The 15,575-nt window shown below is 33.4% G+C and carries 14 protein-coding genes; 6 read left to right on the top strand and 8 right to left on the bottom strand.

Annotated features, from left to right (window positions below; genetic code table 11):
- Positions 1-90: 90 nt before the first annotated feature.
- From H1R17_RS04930 to recJ, 4 genes are all read left to right on the top strand, one after another.
- Entirely contained in the window at positions 91-1,110 is a 1,020-nt protein-coding gene (locus tag H1R17_RS04930) for a hypothetical protein (protein WP_163431633.1), read from the top strand.
- A gap of 3 nt (positions 1,111-1,113) precedes the next feature.
- Positions 1,114-1,809: a 16S rRNA (cytidine(1402)-2'-O)-methyltransferase gene (gene rsmI / locus H1R17_RS04925; protein ID WP_163431632.1), complete on the top strand. Its 696-nt coding sequence runs from the start codon at positions 1,114-1,116 to the stop codon at positions 1,807-1,809.
- Positions 1,802-2,224 (top strand): OsmC family protein, encoded by a 423-nt coding sequence (locus H1R17_RS04920; RefSeq protein WP_163431631.1) that lies wholly within the window; start codon positions 1,802-1,804, stop codon positions 2,222-2,224. The genes rsmI and H1R17_RS04920 overlap by 8 nt, the downstream gene beginning before the upstream one ends.
- A 445-nt stretch (positions 2,225-2,669) precedes the next feature.
- Positions 2,670-4,364 carry a single-stranded-DNA-specific exonuclease RecJ gene (recJ, locus tag H1R17_RS04915; protein ID WP_163431630.1) on the top strand — a complete coding sequence of 565 codons (1,695 nt, stop codon included), beginning with the start codon at positions 2,670-2,672 and terminating at the stop codon, positions 4,362-4,364.
- A gap of 94 nt (positions 4,365-4,458) precedes the next feature.
- On the opposite strand, the gene H1R17_RS04910 is transcribed toward recJ, so the two are convergent.
- The 3 genes from H1R17_RS04910 to H1R17_RS04900 form a co-directional block, all read right to left on the bottom strand.
- On the bottom strand, positions 4,459-6,006 hold the full coding sequence (locus tag H1R17_RS04910; protein WP_163431629.1) for an acyl-CoA carboxylase subunit beta: 1,548 nt from the start codon (positions 6,004-6,006) through the stop codon (positions 4,459-4,461).
- 96 nt (positions 6,007-6,102) lie between these two features.
- On the bottom strand, positions 6,103-7,548 hold the full coding sequence (gene accC, locus H1R17_RS04905; RefSeq protein WP_163431628.1) for an acetyl-CoA carboxylase biotin carboxylase subunit: 1,446 nt from the start codon (positions 7,546-7,548) through the stop codon (positions 6,103-6,105).
- Positions 7,549-7,552: 4 nt separating this feature from the next.
- Positions 7,553-8,038, bottom strand: a complete 486-nt coding sequence (locus H1R17_RS04900; RefSeq protein WP_163431627.1) for an acetyl-CoA carboxylase biotin carboxyl carrier protein subunit — start codon at positions 8,036-8,038, stop codon at positions 7,553-7,555.
- A gap of 115 nt (positions 8,039-8,153) precedes the next feature.
- On the opposite strand from H1R17_RS04900, the gene H1R17_RS04895 reads away from it, so the two are divergent.
- On the top strand, positions 8,154-8,708 hold the full coding sequence (locus H1R17_RS04895; protein ID WP_163431626.1) for a 2'-5' RNA ligase family protein: 555 nt from the start codon (positions 8,154-8,156) through the stop codon (positions 8,706-8,708).
- A gap of 27 nt (positions 8,709-8,735) precedes the next feature.
- Positions 8,736-9,605, top strand: a complete 870-nt coding sequence (locus tag H1R17_RS04890) for a CPBP family intramembrane glutamic endopeptidase (protein ID WP_163431625.1) — start codon at positions 8,736-8,738, stop codon at positions 9,603-9,605.
- Here the strand turns inward: H1R17_RS04890 and pgi are convergent.
- From pgi to hppD, 5 genes are all read right to left on the bottom strand, one after another.
- The gene (gene pgi, locus H1R17_RS04885; protein WP_163431624.1) at positions 9,602-11,194 is read right to left on the bottom strand and encodes a glucose-6-phosphate isomerase; all 1,593 of its coding nucleotides are present in this window, start codon (positions 11,192-11,194) and stop codon (positions 9,602-9,604) included. The two genes, H1R17_RS04890 and pgi, sit on opposite strands and share 4 nt — an antisense overlap.
- Complete coding sequence (locus H1R17_RS04880; protein ID WP_163431623.1) at positions 11,194-12,438, bottom strand: peptidoglycan DD-metalloendopeptidase family protein; 1,245 nt, start codon at positions 12,436-12,438, stop codon at positions 11,194-11,196. Before H1R17_RS04880 ends, pgi begins: the two co-directional genes overlap by 1 nt.
- Entirely contained in the window at positions 12,439-13,374 is a 936-nt protein-coding gene (locus H1R17_RS04875; protein WP_163431622.1) for a tryptophan 2,3-dioxygenase family protein, read from the bottom strand.
- A complete protein-coding gene (locus H1R17_RS04870; protein ID WP_163431621.1) occupies positions 13,374-14,141 on the bottom strand; it encodes a DUF3108 domain-containing protein in 768 nt (255 codons plus the stop codon). Before H1R17_RS04870 ends, H1R17_RS04875 begins: the two co-directional genes overlap by 1 nt.
- Before the next feature lie 262 nt (positions 14,142-14,403).
- Positions 14,404-15,564, bottom strand: a complete 1,161-nt coding sequence (hppD, locus tag H1R17_RS04865) for a 4-hydroxyphenylpyruvate dioxygenase (RefSeq protein WP_163431620.1) — start codon at positions 15,562-15,564, stop codon at positions 14,404-14,406.
- Between the last annotated feature and the right edge of the window lie 11 nt (positions 15,565-15,575).

Here is a 15,575-nt window from a genome sequence, read left to right as displayed (position 1 = left end):
TAATAGTATTTAAAAACAGTTTTTTCTGTTACTTTGTAACAAAACAAATTTATCAAAAATAGTTGGTTAAATTTTAATGCTAGAAAAGTTATGAAGAAAATCATTGAATCTGATTTAATTAGTATTGCTCACAGAATTTTAAAGTTGAAAGACAAATCTGATATTTCAACTCTTTTGAAAGAAACAGAATTGTTGCATAACAAATTGATACTGTTACAATTTTATGAAGATAATAAGTTTAGATTAGATCCATCAATAACAGAGGAAAAACTGTTTGAAGTAGCAAATAAATCCATTGAAAAAGTTGATGATTCTGTATCAGTTACTTCTGAAGAACCTAATTATATGTCGGCAGACATTGTCAATGATTTACTAGAAGACACAAAAAACAACGACATTATTGCTTTTGAAGAGGATATTGAAACACCTGTTGAAACAAGTAACACTACATTTGAGGTTAATGGAAATGATGATATATTAGAGACCGATGACGAAATTACAACTGAAACCTTAACAACGAATGATGATGTTTTGGATATTGAGGAAGAAATAGAGGATGTTACAGAAGTGATTGAATTTACCCCATCAATAGAAGAAACACAAAAAACAGTTGCCGAAATTGACGAAGAAATTGCCGATATTGAAAGCCATAATCCTATTGAAGATGCTAAAGAAGCCGTAGAGCGTGTGGCTTTAGAGATAGATCCTGTTTTTTCTGTAGCACATACTGAATTGTTTGAAAATAATCCAATAAAAAACGAAGCGGAAGAGGTTTTAAACAAAAAAGCAACACAGCATTTTGTTTCTAATCAAGCTGAAGTTCCTTCAAACCAAACATATCGTCAGGCGCCATTGAACAAATCAATAAACGATGCCTTTGCGCATAAAATATCCATTGGTCTAAACGATCGAATTGCTTTTGAAAAGAATCTATTCAATGGCAATAGTGACGATCTAAACCGAGTAATTTCTCAGTTAAATACGATTGAAAGTTATCAAGAAGCCAAAGATTTTATCGATGATTTAGTAAAGCCCGAGTTTAACAATTGGCACGGTAAAGAAGATTATGAAAACCGATTTATGGAGTTGGTTGAAAAAAGATTTTTATAGTAAATGAGTAAATTATATATAGTGCCTACGCCTATTGGCAATTTAGAAGATATGACTTTTAGAGCCATTAAGGTTTTAAAAGAAGTCGATTTGATTTTGGCCGAAGATACTCGTACCAGTAGTAAACTGTTAAAGCATTTTGAAATTGGTACACAAATGCACAGCCACCATATGCATAACGAACATCAAACAGTAGAGCATACGGTGCAAAAATTAAAGAACGGACAAACCATTGCCTTGATTTCCGATGCTGGTACGCCCGCTATTTCTGATCCGGGTTTTCTATTAACACGTGCTTGTGTTGAAAACGGCATTGCTGTAGAATGTTTGCCTGGAGCAACTGCTTTTGTGCCTGCTTTAGTTAATAGTGGTTTACCAAACGATAAATTTGTTTTCGAAGGTTTTTTGCCTGATAAAAAAGGACGTCAAACGCGTTTTTTAATATTGGCCGAAGAAATTCGTACCATGATATTATATGTATCACCTCATAAATTGGTAAAAACTTTACAAGAGTTTAAGGAATATTTTGGCGTTGATCGTCAAATTTCGGTTTCAAGAGAATTGTCTAAATTACACGAAGAAACAGTTCGCGGAACGGTTGAAGAAGTTTTGCACCATTTTGAAACCAAAGCACCCAAAGGAGAAATTGTAGTAGTTGTAGCAGGAAAATCAAAAGAAAAAAGGAAAAAGTATGAGTAGTCACATCATTACCACAACGTGGAAAGGAAATATGCAGTTTGAATCAACCAACCCTGGTGGTTCATTAATGATAGATACAACCGAAGAAATTGGCGGAACAAACAACGGACTTCGTCCAAAAGCATTAATGCTATCGGCTTTAGCGGGCTGCTCAGGATTAGATGTTGCTTCGCTTATTAAAAAAATGCGATTAGAAGTAACCGATTTTAACATTGTAACTGAAGGAAATTTAACTAATACCGAACCACAGGTGTACGACAAAGTTACGGTTACCTACCATTTTTACGGTTCTAATTTAAACGAAGAAAAATTAGCACGCGCTGTAGAATTATCGGTTGATAAATATTGCGGGGTGATGCAAATGTTCCGTGCGTTTGCTACAGTAACTACAGAAATTGTGTATCATACTATTTAATTAGAAGTAATGTACTTTTTAAAGAAGCTATTTGAAAAACATTTTGAGAATAATGAAAATAAAAGCTCAAAATATGATTCATCAGTAGTAAAGAAAGTTATTGTTGAAAACGATAAATCTAACAAAAGTGATAAAAAGATAAAGAAGGATTAATGAGTGTAAAAACAATAAATAGAATTATTGCAATTATAATAATATTATCGAACATTTATTGGATCCCTATATCTTATGAAATAATTAAAACATCTGGTGGAGCAATGGGATTTGGTTTTATGTTTCTCCCTTTTTTACTGTTTTTAAACATTCTCTTCATTCCATCTATATTAATTTTTTTTAATAAGTATAAAGACAACACTTTTATATTAAGTATAAATATTCTTGGTTTAGCACTCATTATATTTATAAGTTGGTTAGCTTTTTTTAAGTAACTAAATTTACATTCCAAATGCGTTGGTCATTAAAACAAAAACCTAATCCTGAAATTGTTCAACATTTAATTCATTCTTTAAATGTAAGTCCACTTATAGCTACGTTATTGGCGCAACGTGGCGTTAAAACTTTTGAAGAAGCAAAAAAGTTTTTTCGTCCAGAATTAACAGATCTGTACAATCCGTATTTAATGAAAGATATGGATAAGGCTGTTGCACGTATCGAAAAAGCTATTGAAACCAACGAACGTATTTTGGTTTTTGGCGATTACGATGTTGATGGAACCACGGCGGTTGCCTTGATGTCATCGTATTTAAAAAGTTTTTATCCCGATGTAGATACTTACATTCCTGATCGTTATGCCGAAGGTTACGGAATTTCAAACCAAGGAATCGATTATGCTGAAGACAATGAAATTACATTGATTATTGCATTAGATTGCGGTATTAAATCAATCGATAAAATAGCATACGCCAACAAAAAAGGAATCGATTTTGTAATCTGTGACCATCATTTACCAAGCAATGAAATTCCAAATGCAGTCGCTGTTTTAGATCCTAAACAAAAAGATTGCAACTATCCGTTTAAAGAATTGTGTGGATGCGGGGTTGGTTTTAAATTGATTCAAGCACTTGCGGCAAATCGAAATCAAACCATAGAAGATTTAATTCCCTATTTAGATTTGGTTGCAACAGCAATTGCAGCTGATATAGTTCCTATTGTTGATGAAAATCGTATTTTGGCTTACTACGGTTTACAAGTTATCAATAATAATCCTCGACCTGGTATTCTGGCAATGATGAAACAGTTTTCGATTAAAGAATTCACCATTACCGATGTTGTTTTTAAGATTGCACCTCGAATAAATGCTGCCGGACGCATTAAACACGGAAATTATGCTGTGCGTTTGCTTACTGAATTTAACTTGAATGAAGCGATTGAATGTGCTAAAGAAATTGATGAATTTAACCAAGACAGAAGAGTTTTAGATCAGCAAATAACCGAAGAAGCTTTACAGCAAATAGTTAATAATAACGAAGAAACTCAATACACATCTGTAGTATACCACGAAACTTGGCACAAAGGCGTTATTGGTATTGTAGCATCGCGATTAATAGAAACCTATTACCGTCCTACATTGGTGTTTACCAAAAGCGGTGATAAGTTAGCCGCATCGGCACGATCGGTGAAAGGATTTGATGTGTACCAAGCATTAGAGAAGTGTTCAGAATATTTAGTACAATTTGGCGGGCATATGTATGCTGCAGGTTTAACGCTTGAAGAAGCGCAATACGATTTGTTTAAAAATAAGTTTGAAGAAGTAGTAAAAGCATCTATTAAAGAAGAACAATTAATAGAAGAAATTGAGATTGATGCCCTTGTTGATTTTAATGAGTTCGATGAAAAAACACTACGCATCTTAAAACAGTTTGAACCCCACGGCCCTGAGAATATGTCGCCAGTGTTTTTAACTCAAAATGTCTTCGATACGGGAAAAGCACAAGCAATAGGTAAAAATAACGAGCATTTGCGTTTGTTTGTTAAACAAAACAACTCGCAAGGTTTCGCAGCCATTGCTTTTAAAAAAGGATATTTACTTAACGAAACAAAAAACCTTAAATTAATAAATATGGTGTATTCGTTATCAGAAAACCAATGGAAAGATAAGATAACTGTACAATTGCATATAAAAGATTTAGGCTTTGTTTAAACTATCTTAATTTATTTAAAACATAAAAAAGCCATTCAACTTTCGCTGAACGGCTTTTGTTTTATATAAAATCTAGTAACTAACTTCTTAAAAACTACAACGGAATATTACCGTGTTTACGGTTTGGTGTAGCAACTTCTTTGTTTTCTAACATTTTAAAAGCTTTGATTAACTTTCTACGTGTATCTTGAGGGAAGATTACTTCATCAATAAAACCACGTTGCGCTGCACGGTAAGGATTAGCAAACTTTTCTGCATACTCTGCTTCTTTTTCTGCCAATTTAGCTACTGGATCCGCTGCTTCTGCAATTTCACGTTTAAAGATGATTTCTGACGCTCCTTTTGCTCCCATTACAGCAATTTCGGCACCTGGCCACGCAAAATTCATATCAGCACCAATGTGTTTCGAGTTCATCACATCGTAAGCACCACCGTACGCTTTACGTGTAATTACCGTTACTTTTGGAACAGTAGCTTCTGATAAAGCATACAACAATTTGGCACCGTGAACAATAATTCCGTTCCACTCTTGATCGGTTCCTGGTAAGAAACCAGGTACATCAACCAATACTAATAATGGTATATTGAACGCATCACAAAAACGTACAAAACGTGCCGATTTTATTGATGAATTTACATCTAAACATCCTGCTAAAAACATTGGGTTGTTTGCTACAATACCAACTGATTTCCCGCCAATCCGAGCAAAACCAACAATAATATTTTCTGCGTAGTTTTTATGAATTTCGTAAAACGAATCTTCGTCAATCACGTTGTTAATTACATCGTGCATATCGTAAGGTTTGTTAGCATTATCAGGAACAATGGTATTTAATTGTTCACGTAACTCATCACCTAATTCAAAAGGTAAATCTTCAACAACCTCTTGGTTATTCTGCGGGATATAACTTAATAAACGTTTTACATCTTCTAAACACTCTACATCGTTAGCCGAAGTTGTATGCGCAACTCCCGATTTTGTTGAATGAGTAGACGCTCCACCTAATTCTTCTGCCGAAACCGTTTCATTTGTAACCGTTTTAACAACGTTTGGACCCGTTACGAACATATATGAAGATCCTTCAACCATCATGGTAAAATCGGTCATCGCAGGCGAATAAACCGCTCCACCAGCACAAGGTCCCATAATAGCAGAAATTTGAGGAATAACTCCTGATGCCTGAACATTACGGAAAAAGATATCTGCATATCCACCTAACGAACGAACACCTTCTTGAATACGCGCTCCACCTGAATCGTTTAATCCGATCATTGGCGCACCTACTTTCAATGCCATATCCATTACTTTACAGATTTTCTCTGCATGTGTTTCAGATAAAGCACCACCGAAAACGGTAAAATCTTGAGCGAAAGCATACACTAAACGCCCATTTACTGTTCCGTATCCTGTAATTACACCATCACCCAAGTAATGTTCTTTATCCAAACCAAAATCTTTGGTACGATGCGTTACAAAAGCGCCAATTTCTTCGAAAGAACCTTCATCGAAAAAATATTCAATACGTTCGCGAGCCGTTAATTTCTTTTTTGCATGTTGCGCTGCAATACGCTTTTCACCTCCGCCTAATTGCGCTTCGGCTAATTTTTTATTTAAAATATCGAATTTTGTATTTGATTCCATTTCTTTTCTTTTATTAAAACTATTCAAGTTTTTGTCATTCAGAACAAAGTGATCAATCTAAGAGATTTCTCCTTACGTCGAAATGACAGTTGAATATTATAATTTCGTTGGTACGCGTAAAACTTTTTGATCTGCAAAGTATTGTTTCAATGCTACTAAAGCAGCAATTTCAGCTTCTTTTGCTTGATTTTCTTTGATGATATCTGCGCTATAGAATTTCTTAACGAAGTTGGTATCAAAGTTACCTGAAACAAACGCATCGTGTTCAAAAACAAACGTTCCAAAAGGTAAAGTGGTACTTACACCTTCTACTTTATAATCTTGAATTGCCTTTAACATCAACTGAATTGCCTCGTTACGATCTTTACCATACGTAATCAATTTTGATAACATAGGATCATAATAAATTGGCACATCCATTCCTTGTTCAAAACCATTGTCTACACGAATACCTTCACCTTCAGGTAAAATATACGTTTCTAAATTACCAACCGAAGGCAAGAAATCATTTAATGGATCTTCGGCATACACACGCAATTCTAAAGCATGCCCTTTAATGTGTAAATCTTCTTGAGTAATTGGTAATACTTCCCCACGAGCCACGCGAATTTGCATTTCTACTAAGTCGATTCCAGTGATTAACTCTGTAACAGGATGTTCAACCTGCAAACGCGTATTCATTTCTAAGAAATAGAAATTCTTGTTCTCATCTAATAAAAATTCAACGGTACCAGCACCAACGTAATCACAAGATTTTGCCACTTTTACAGCAGCTTCGCCCATTGCTTTACGGATTTCTGGCGTTAAAACAGCCGAAGGAGCTTCTTCTACTACTTTTTGATGACGACGCTGAACCGAACATTCACGCTCAAACAAATACACTACATTACCGTGTGTATCTGCCATCACCTGAATTTCGATGTGACGTGGAGAACCTACATATTTTTCAATAAAAACCGATCCGTCGCCAAAAGCTGAAGTCGCTTCAGAAATAGCACGTTGCATTTGAGATTCAAAATCTTCTTCTTTCTCAACCACACGCATTCCTTTTCCACCACCACCAGCAGATGCTTTAATTAAAATTGGGAATCCAACTTCTTTAGCTACTTTTTTAGCTTCGTCAATATCCGTAATGGCATGATCTAAACCAGGAACCATTGGGATATCATAAGCTTTAACGGTATCCTTAGCGGCTAATTTATCTCCCATTACGCGCATTGCATGCGATTTTGGTCCGATAAACGTAATATTGTTTTTCTCAGCTAATTCAGCAAAAGTTGAATTTTCTGATAAGAATCCGTATCCTGGATGAATTCCATCAACACCTAACTTTTTACAAACTTCAATAATTTTATCACCTAATAAATACGATTGGTTCGATGGTGCTTCACCAATACAAACGGCTTCGTCGGCAAATTTTACATGAGGCGATTGACGATCGGCAACCGAATAAACAGCAACGGTTTTAATACCCATTTTCTTTGCTGTTTTCATAACGCGTAGTGCAATTTCACCACGGTTTGCAACTAATATTTTTTTCATTTGATTATTCGAATTCAATTAATAATTGGCCTTTATCTACTGCTTGTCCTTTTTCAACAGCGATAGACTTGATCACTCCCGCACGAGGAGAATCAAAGCTGTTCTCCATTTTCATTGCTTCTAAAATCAATAAATTGTCTCCTTCTTGAACTTCTTGACCCACAGCTACATTGATCTCTAAAATCAAACCAGGCATAGGTGCTTTAATGGCGTTCACTACTTTTGCTTTACCTACTTCAAAGCCCATTTCTTTAATCAATTGATCTAAATGGTTTGCAATAGACACTACATATTCGTTGTTATTTACAACTACAGTATATGTTTTGTTGATGAAATCGGTGTTCACAACTTCAGCATGATACGAAGTATTGTTGTGTAACACATGAAAGTTTTTTTGATCTAAGCTAACTGCATCAACAGCTAACATTTGCTCTTCTGTAAAATCAAAGTTATGTTCTTTATTTACAGAAACTTTAAGTGTGTTGTTCATTTTTAAAATTGTTTCTAAGCTGTAAAGTTATTTAAAAATTCGCAATTATTTTATTAAAAACCATGTTTAATATATTAATTAGAAGGTTATTGCGATATTTGAAAAAAATAATGAAATGAACAAATATTCGGTTGTTTTTATGCCAGATGCGCAAACAATTGCGTTAATTAAAGAAATGAAATTGCGTTTAAGTGACGAAATTGGATGGTTTAATAGCAAAAATTCATTGGCGCATTTTACATTATTCGAATTTTTGGAAGAAGCTGCTAATGAATCTCAATTTTGCAAGCAATTAGAACGAATAGCTTCTGAAATAAATCCTTTTGAGATGACTTGCGATGCGTTTGATTCGTTTGAAAATGGTGCTTTTTATATTAAACCTAATACAGAAACCTCTTTGTTAATGGCAAATGAAATGAAAACCGTGCTAAAAGAATCAACTTCAATAAAAAAGACCATAACCAACACAACGCCGCATTTAACTATTGGCAGGCGTTTAAACAATGATCAATTAATGGTTGCAAAGCAAATGTTTCAAGAAATAGATATTTCGTTTTTTGTTGCTCATTTAACTTTACGAAAGTTCAACGAACAAACTCGTCAATTTGATTTATACCAACATTTTCCGTTATTAGGAAAACCAAAGGAAATACAAGGAAGTTTGTTTTAAAAAGTTATTTTTGCCCAAAACATAATTATGAAAAACATTTTACTTGATTTTTGGCATTTTATTAAAAAACCAAAAGATGAACAATATAGTGGAACAGATAAGAAGTACAAATGGAAAGTACTTTTTACGTTGCTTGGTTTTAACATACTTTTTACTATTCCCTTTTCTGGATTGGTATTGTTTATTAATGAATTCTATCCATTAAAACATAAATTTGACGATTTAGATTATAATCCAATAACATTATTTTTGATTGCTGTTATTACGCAACCTTTTCTCGAAGAAGTTGTATTTAGATTAGGCTTAAGAAGAAAAGGTTTTCTAATGGATTTATTTTCTGAAGAAAAATGGAATCGTTATTTTTCTAAATTCGTTTATTTATCTGTTATCACATTTGCTTTAGCGCATGGAAACAACTACAAATTTGATGGTTATTTCTTTATATTATTAATTCCTTTTTTAACTCTTTCACAATTTGTAACAGGCTTTATCAATACTTTTTTACGCGTTCGTTTTAATTTTTGGATGGGATTTGCTTTTCATGCTTTTTGGAATTTTTCAGCCATTGTATTTTCTAATCCAGAAATGTTTACAATATCTAAAAAAGTTGAAATGAAGAACGATAGATTTCAATTAGAAATCAAACAGCCAGTATTAAACTTAGACGATAAAACAATTTTATATTCCCTTAATCATGATACCATTTATCAATTAGAATCGTCTAAATTTTCTGCGAAAGAAATTTTAGAAACAATGGAAGTTTCGGAAAACAAATATCAAATACTTATAAAAGATTTCGATATCCGATTCAATTCTAAAAAAGGAATTCATAAAGACTCTTTATTAAACATTCTTGAAACAGAAGGTTATATAGTAAAGAAAACGCCAACTAATTAGTTGGCGTTTTTATTTTGTAAATAATAGTTTAGTAAAAATGAGGTAGAACAATCGTGCTCTTTAATGCTGTTTTGTTGTAGTTCAGCTTTAATATTATTGGCTAAAACTTTTCCATACTCAACCCCAAATTGATCAAAGCTGTAAATGTTCCAAATAAATCCTTGCACAAAAGTTTTATGCTCATACATAGCCAATAAGCTACCTAAAGTTTTAGGTGTTAATTTGTTTATTAAAAAGGTATTTGATGGTCTGTTACCTGCAAACTCTTTGTAAACAGCATTTGCATCAGGCATATCGTTATCATGATACTTGCCTTCTTTACCATTCATCAACGCTTCGGTTTGTGCAAAGAAATTCGCCATTAATAAATCATGCAAATCACTTGGATAGAATGGATTGATGAAACCAATAAAATCGGTCGGTATTATTTTGGTTCCTTGATGAAACAACTGAAAAAAGGCGTGTTGCGAGTTGGTGCCTACTTCTCCCCAAACAATAGTTCCTGTTTCATAGTTTACATGATTACCTAAGCGATCAACATTTTTACCGTTACTTTCCATGATAACTTGTTGAAGGTATGCTGGTAACATTTTTAATTTATCAACATAAGGAATAATTGCCTCAGTTTCAAAACAATAAAAGTTATTATACCAAATAGATAAAAGCGCCAATACAACTGGAATGTTCTCTTTAAAAGGCGCGTTGATAAAATGCTGATCCATTTCATGAGCACCTTCCAATAATTCTTCAAATTGATGATAACCTATTGATAAAGCTGTTGATAAACCAACGGTGCTCCATAAAGAATATCTTCCACCTACATAATCCCACATCGGAAAAATGTTTCCTTCTTCAATTCCGTAATTAACAGCTTCTGTACTATTAGAAGAAACCGCCACCAAATGATCTTGCGTTTTTAAATTATTTGTAAGCAACCAATTTTTAAAGATATTGGCATTGCTAATGGTTTCAAGCGTAGTAAACGATTTACTTACCACAATTAAAAGCGTAGTTTCGGGATTTAATTTTTGTTTTAAACAGGCAATACTATCATTATCAATGTTTGAAATGTAGTGAATGTTCAAATGATTTTTATAATCGGCTAATGATTCTGTTACTAATTTTGGTCCTAAATCGGACCCGCCAATACCAATGTTCACAATATCAGTAAAAGCTTTACCTGTTGTTCCTTTTAAAGTACCCGAAATAACTTTCTCAGTAAAAACACGCATTTGATTTAATGCTGCGGCAACATCTGTAGATCGTGTTTCTTTTGATTTTCGTAAATCTGTATGTAATACTTTGCGGTTTTCGGTTTCGTTAATCACTTCGCCATTTACCAAAGCATTTATACCTTGCTTTAAATGTACTTCTTCGGCTAAATTGCAAAGTAAATTTATCGTTTCAGTTGTAATTCTGTTTTTAGAAAAATCGACTAAGAAATCATTCCAAGAAATGGTAAAATCTTTTATTCTGTCTGTTTCACTTGCAAACAACTCTTGCATTTTTACAAATTGCATTTTGTAAAAGTGATCTCTTAACTGTTGCCAAGCTTGTGTTTCTGTAGGGTTATTTTTTGGTAATGACATTAATTTTCTAATTTTTCTTGAATTTTATCGTCAATTGCTTTTTTAATAGGTTTGATTTGTGCTAAATAGTTAGGCAAATCACTCTTATCCATAATTAACGATGTAGGTAATTTTTGCTTTAAAGGATCAACTTGTACGCCGTTTTTCCAAAATCGATAACAAACATGTGGGCCTGTTGCTAAACCTGTACTTCCCACTTTACCAATTGTTTGCCCTTGTGCTACACTTTGCCCTCGGCGAACTAAGATTTTAGACATGTGAAGGTATTGTGTGGTGTACATACCATCGTGCTTTATTTTTACATAATTACCATTACCTGATGTTCTGCCAGTTTCTATAACAACGCCCGATGCGGTTGTCATGATTGGTGTGCCATGAGGCGCTGCGTAATCGGTACCGTTATGTGCTTTGAAACGCTTTTGAACAGGATGAAATCTGTTTTTAGAAAATTTTGATGTAATGGTAAAGTATTTTAAAGGCGATTTTAAAAACATGGTGCGCATTTGCTGACCATTTTCGTCAAAAAACTGCGCTTCGTTTTCACCTGCTCTTTTATACGGAAAACCGTAAACATCTTTTCCTTTGTATTCAAAATAAGCGCCTAAAATTTCTTCGGTTCCTACATAAATAGAATCATTGATGTACTTTTCACGAACTGAAATGGCAAATTTATCACCTCGTTCAAATTTAAAGAAATCAATAGTCCATGCAAAACGCTTTGCCAATGCGGCTGCTAAACCAGGATCTAATCCTTCGTTTTGAATAGAAGCAGATAGAGATCCGTTAATTTCACCTGCGATTGTTTTCTCTTTATAGGAAACAGGGTAATTAACCGTGTAAGCGTGAATAGAATCTCTAAAATCTAACACTTGAAAACCTGCTTGATCAGGTTCATATATCAAAACTTCTAACTTAGGAATGGTTTCTTTAGACTTTAGTAATGTAAAAGCTTTACCAGCCTTCATTTTTCGCACATCAAAAGAATCTTTTACTTTGGCTACAATATCGTGTATTTCGGTAGCATCGTAATTATGACGTGCTAATATCAAACTTAAATTATCACCTCGTTCAATCGTATCACGCTCTACGTGATATTCATTTAAAGAAAAACCATAAGCAAATTCAGGTTTTATTTCTGCTTCTTTCTTAGGTTTTGCTTCAGCAATTGCTACTTCTTTCTCTTTTTTACTGCAAGAAATAAAAATTACTAAAAATAATGATATGATAAGTTGATAGCTTTTCATTTACAAAGCGTCTTTACCCCAATTGGCTAATTCTTCTTCACTCCATAATTCTGGAAAGAAAATACGACGTTGGTATTGTGGCAACATGTATTTTTTCCAATCACTTCCACCTGTAGCTTCTTGCGGTCCAGATTCACTTTCAATGTATTTTTTAGCTGCATTAAAATGCCCCATTACCCAAGTAATATTTACTGTTTTATCGTAATGACGCATCGCTTCACGTAAACTTTCGTTTTGTTGATCTGATTCTGGTAACTGCTTAAACTTACGCCATAAATTTAAGGTGTTGTATTCTTGCATAAAATCAATGAATTCTTTCTTGTATTTTTTCTCGAATTCATTAATTAAGTATGATTTTTTTCCTGTTTTGTAATCTTTACCTGCAGCTTGCCAATATAAATGCTCAAATGCATGTTCATAAGGTGTGTTTCTGTCGATATTTTCACGGTAGCGTGCATCAATCAAATTAATTAAATCGGTTGAAGCAAACTCTACCAAACGATATTGCGCACTTTGAAAACCACTTGCTGGTGTTAATGTGTTACGAAATTTCATGTATTGTTTTACATCCATACCATCTTGCATAATGGTAAACGATGTTGTTAACATATCAAAATAACGTGAAATTCTACCCAAACGTTCTGTAAAAAATTCTGTAGTTAAATTTTCTGCGTAAGAAACTTGCTCAATTTCCCATAAAATCATTTTAAACAACAACTCGTTTACCTGATGATACATAATAAAAACCATTTCATCTGGTAGTGTAGTGCGTTGTGTTTGCAAACTAAGAAGCGCATCGGTTTGAATGTAATCCCAATATGTAATTGGTTTTTGCCACAATAAACCTTCTAAATGTGTATCTAGTTTTTGATCAATTTTATTAAATTTTTCTTCTAAATTTTGTATTTTTTGTTGACGTTCGTTTGAAATATCCATTATTTTACAACTTTCAAAGGGGTTTTTAAATTTTTGTATTGAATTAACTCCGCCTTTAAAGAACCTACTAATAAACTTGCCTGAATTTTAATAGGCACACGGTTTTCATCGTTTGAAACCCACATAGTTAAACTTTCTTGTTCTTTAAAAACTCGTCCAGATTGTACGTACGGACGAAACTTCATTGTATTTACCGTTCCAAATTTAGTTTTAATTTTCTCATAACCCATAAATTTTAGTTTAAATTTAAAGATTTCATCATCAAAAAACATATCAATTTGCAAGGTTTCCCCTACTTTCATTGATCCTAACTTTTCATGATTTCTTAAATGATAAAACGATGAAATTACATCTTGAATTTTGGAATGCACATTAAAAGTACGTTCTGTGTTTGTTTTGTGATCTTTCAACAAAACGGTGTTGCTTTTATAATCAATAAAGCCTTCTTGGTTGCGATTATAACCGCCTTCTTGAATTTTTCGAACAAAACGATAAGGTTGCCCTGTTGATTTATCAAAATAACTTTGATAATCATCTTTCACTTTAAAAAAGGTTTTAGACACACCTGTAGTATAACCATAGCCTTTTGCATGAAAAACACTTTTGCCATTATAAGTAGCATCTTTAAGTTCTAATGTAGCAATACCTGCATTTATAAAGCCATAAGATACTTGAAATTTAAAATATTCGCCCGATTTGAATGCTGATTGACCAAAGCCCACAAAGGACATTAGAAGCAATGTAAAAGTTATTATTATTTTATTCATAACACAGTTCAATTTTTTGGAAAGATACAAAACAAAATTTATTCCAAAGTTAATTGAAAACAAAAAAACCCAGTCGATAACCGACTGAGTTTTCATGCTATTAACCAACCAAAAAACTATAAATTATGAAAAATTTATTACACTCAAACAAAGCTATATAACTTTGTTTTTGCGAGTGCAAAGGTAGGTTTTTATTTTGCATTAATAAGCACTATTTGGTGTTTAACATAAGTTTAACTAAATATACTTAAAAAGCAGATTTTTAAAGAGTTCCTCTCTTTTCTTGTTCTCTTTCAATTGATTCAAATAACGCTTTAAAGTTACCTGCACCAAAACCACGAGCACCCATACGTTGAATTACTTCAAAGAATAATGTTGGACGATCTTCTACTGGTTTTGTGAAGATTTGTAATAAATATCCTTCTTCATCAGCATCAATCATGATACCTAATTTTTGTAATTCATTGATATCTTCTTTGAATTTATCCATGTGGTCTTTTAAACGTTCTGGAATAGCATCATAATAACTTTGAGGTGGAATAGATAAGAACTCAACTCCACGTGCTTTCATATCGGCAACTGTTTTTAAGATATCATCTGTAGCAACGGCAATATGTTGTACACCTTCATCTTCATAAAAATCTAAATACTCTTCAATTTGCGATTTTTTCTTTCCTTCAGCAGGCTCATTGATAGGGAATTTAATTCTTCCGTTACCATTTGCCATTACTTTAGACATTAAAGCAGAATATTCTGTTGTAATTTGTTTGTCATCAAAAGATAAGAAGTTAACAAAACCTAATACATCTTCAAACCATTTAACCCAAACGTTCATTTGATCCCAACCAACGTTTCCTACCATGTGGTCAATGAATTTTAAACCAACTGGTGCAGGGTTGTAGTCTGTTTCCCACTTAACGTAACCTGGCATAAACAAACCGTTGTAGTTTTTACGCTCTGTAAACATAAATACTGTTTCACCGTAAGCAAAAATACCAGCTTGTACTACTTCACCGTTTTCATCAGAAGTAACAGTAGGCTCCATAAAAGATTTTGCTCCACGTTTTGTAGTTTCTTCGTAAGCAGAACGCGCATCTTCTACCCATAACGCTACCACTTTAACTCCGTCACCGTGTTTTTTTACGTGCTCACCAATTGGAGATTCTGAGTTTAAAGCCGTTGTAAGTACTAAACGAATTTTGTCTTGTTTAATTACATAAGAAGCTCTATCACGTACTCCTGTTTCTAAACCTGAGTAAGCCTCAGATTGAAAACCAAAAGCTGTTTTGTAGTAATGCGCCGCTTGTTTAGCGTTACCTACATAAAACTCTACGTAATCTGTTCCTAAAATTGGTAAAAAGTCTTGTGCTCCTTCAAATATTTTTTCTAATCCGTATTCTACAGATTTTAATTCTTGTGACATAATTTAATTAT

Origin of the sequence: Flavobacterium sp. xlx-214, assembly GCF_013874595.1 — a bacterium.
In the GTDB taxonomy this organism is placed as follows: domain Bacteria; phylum Bacteroidota; class Bacteroidia; order Flavobacteriales; family Flavobacteriaceae; genus Flavobacterium.
The sequence above is the reverse complement of the archived record's forward strand: the minus strand, read 5'-3'. Positions and strand labels throughout refer to the sequence as shown.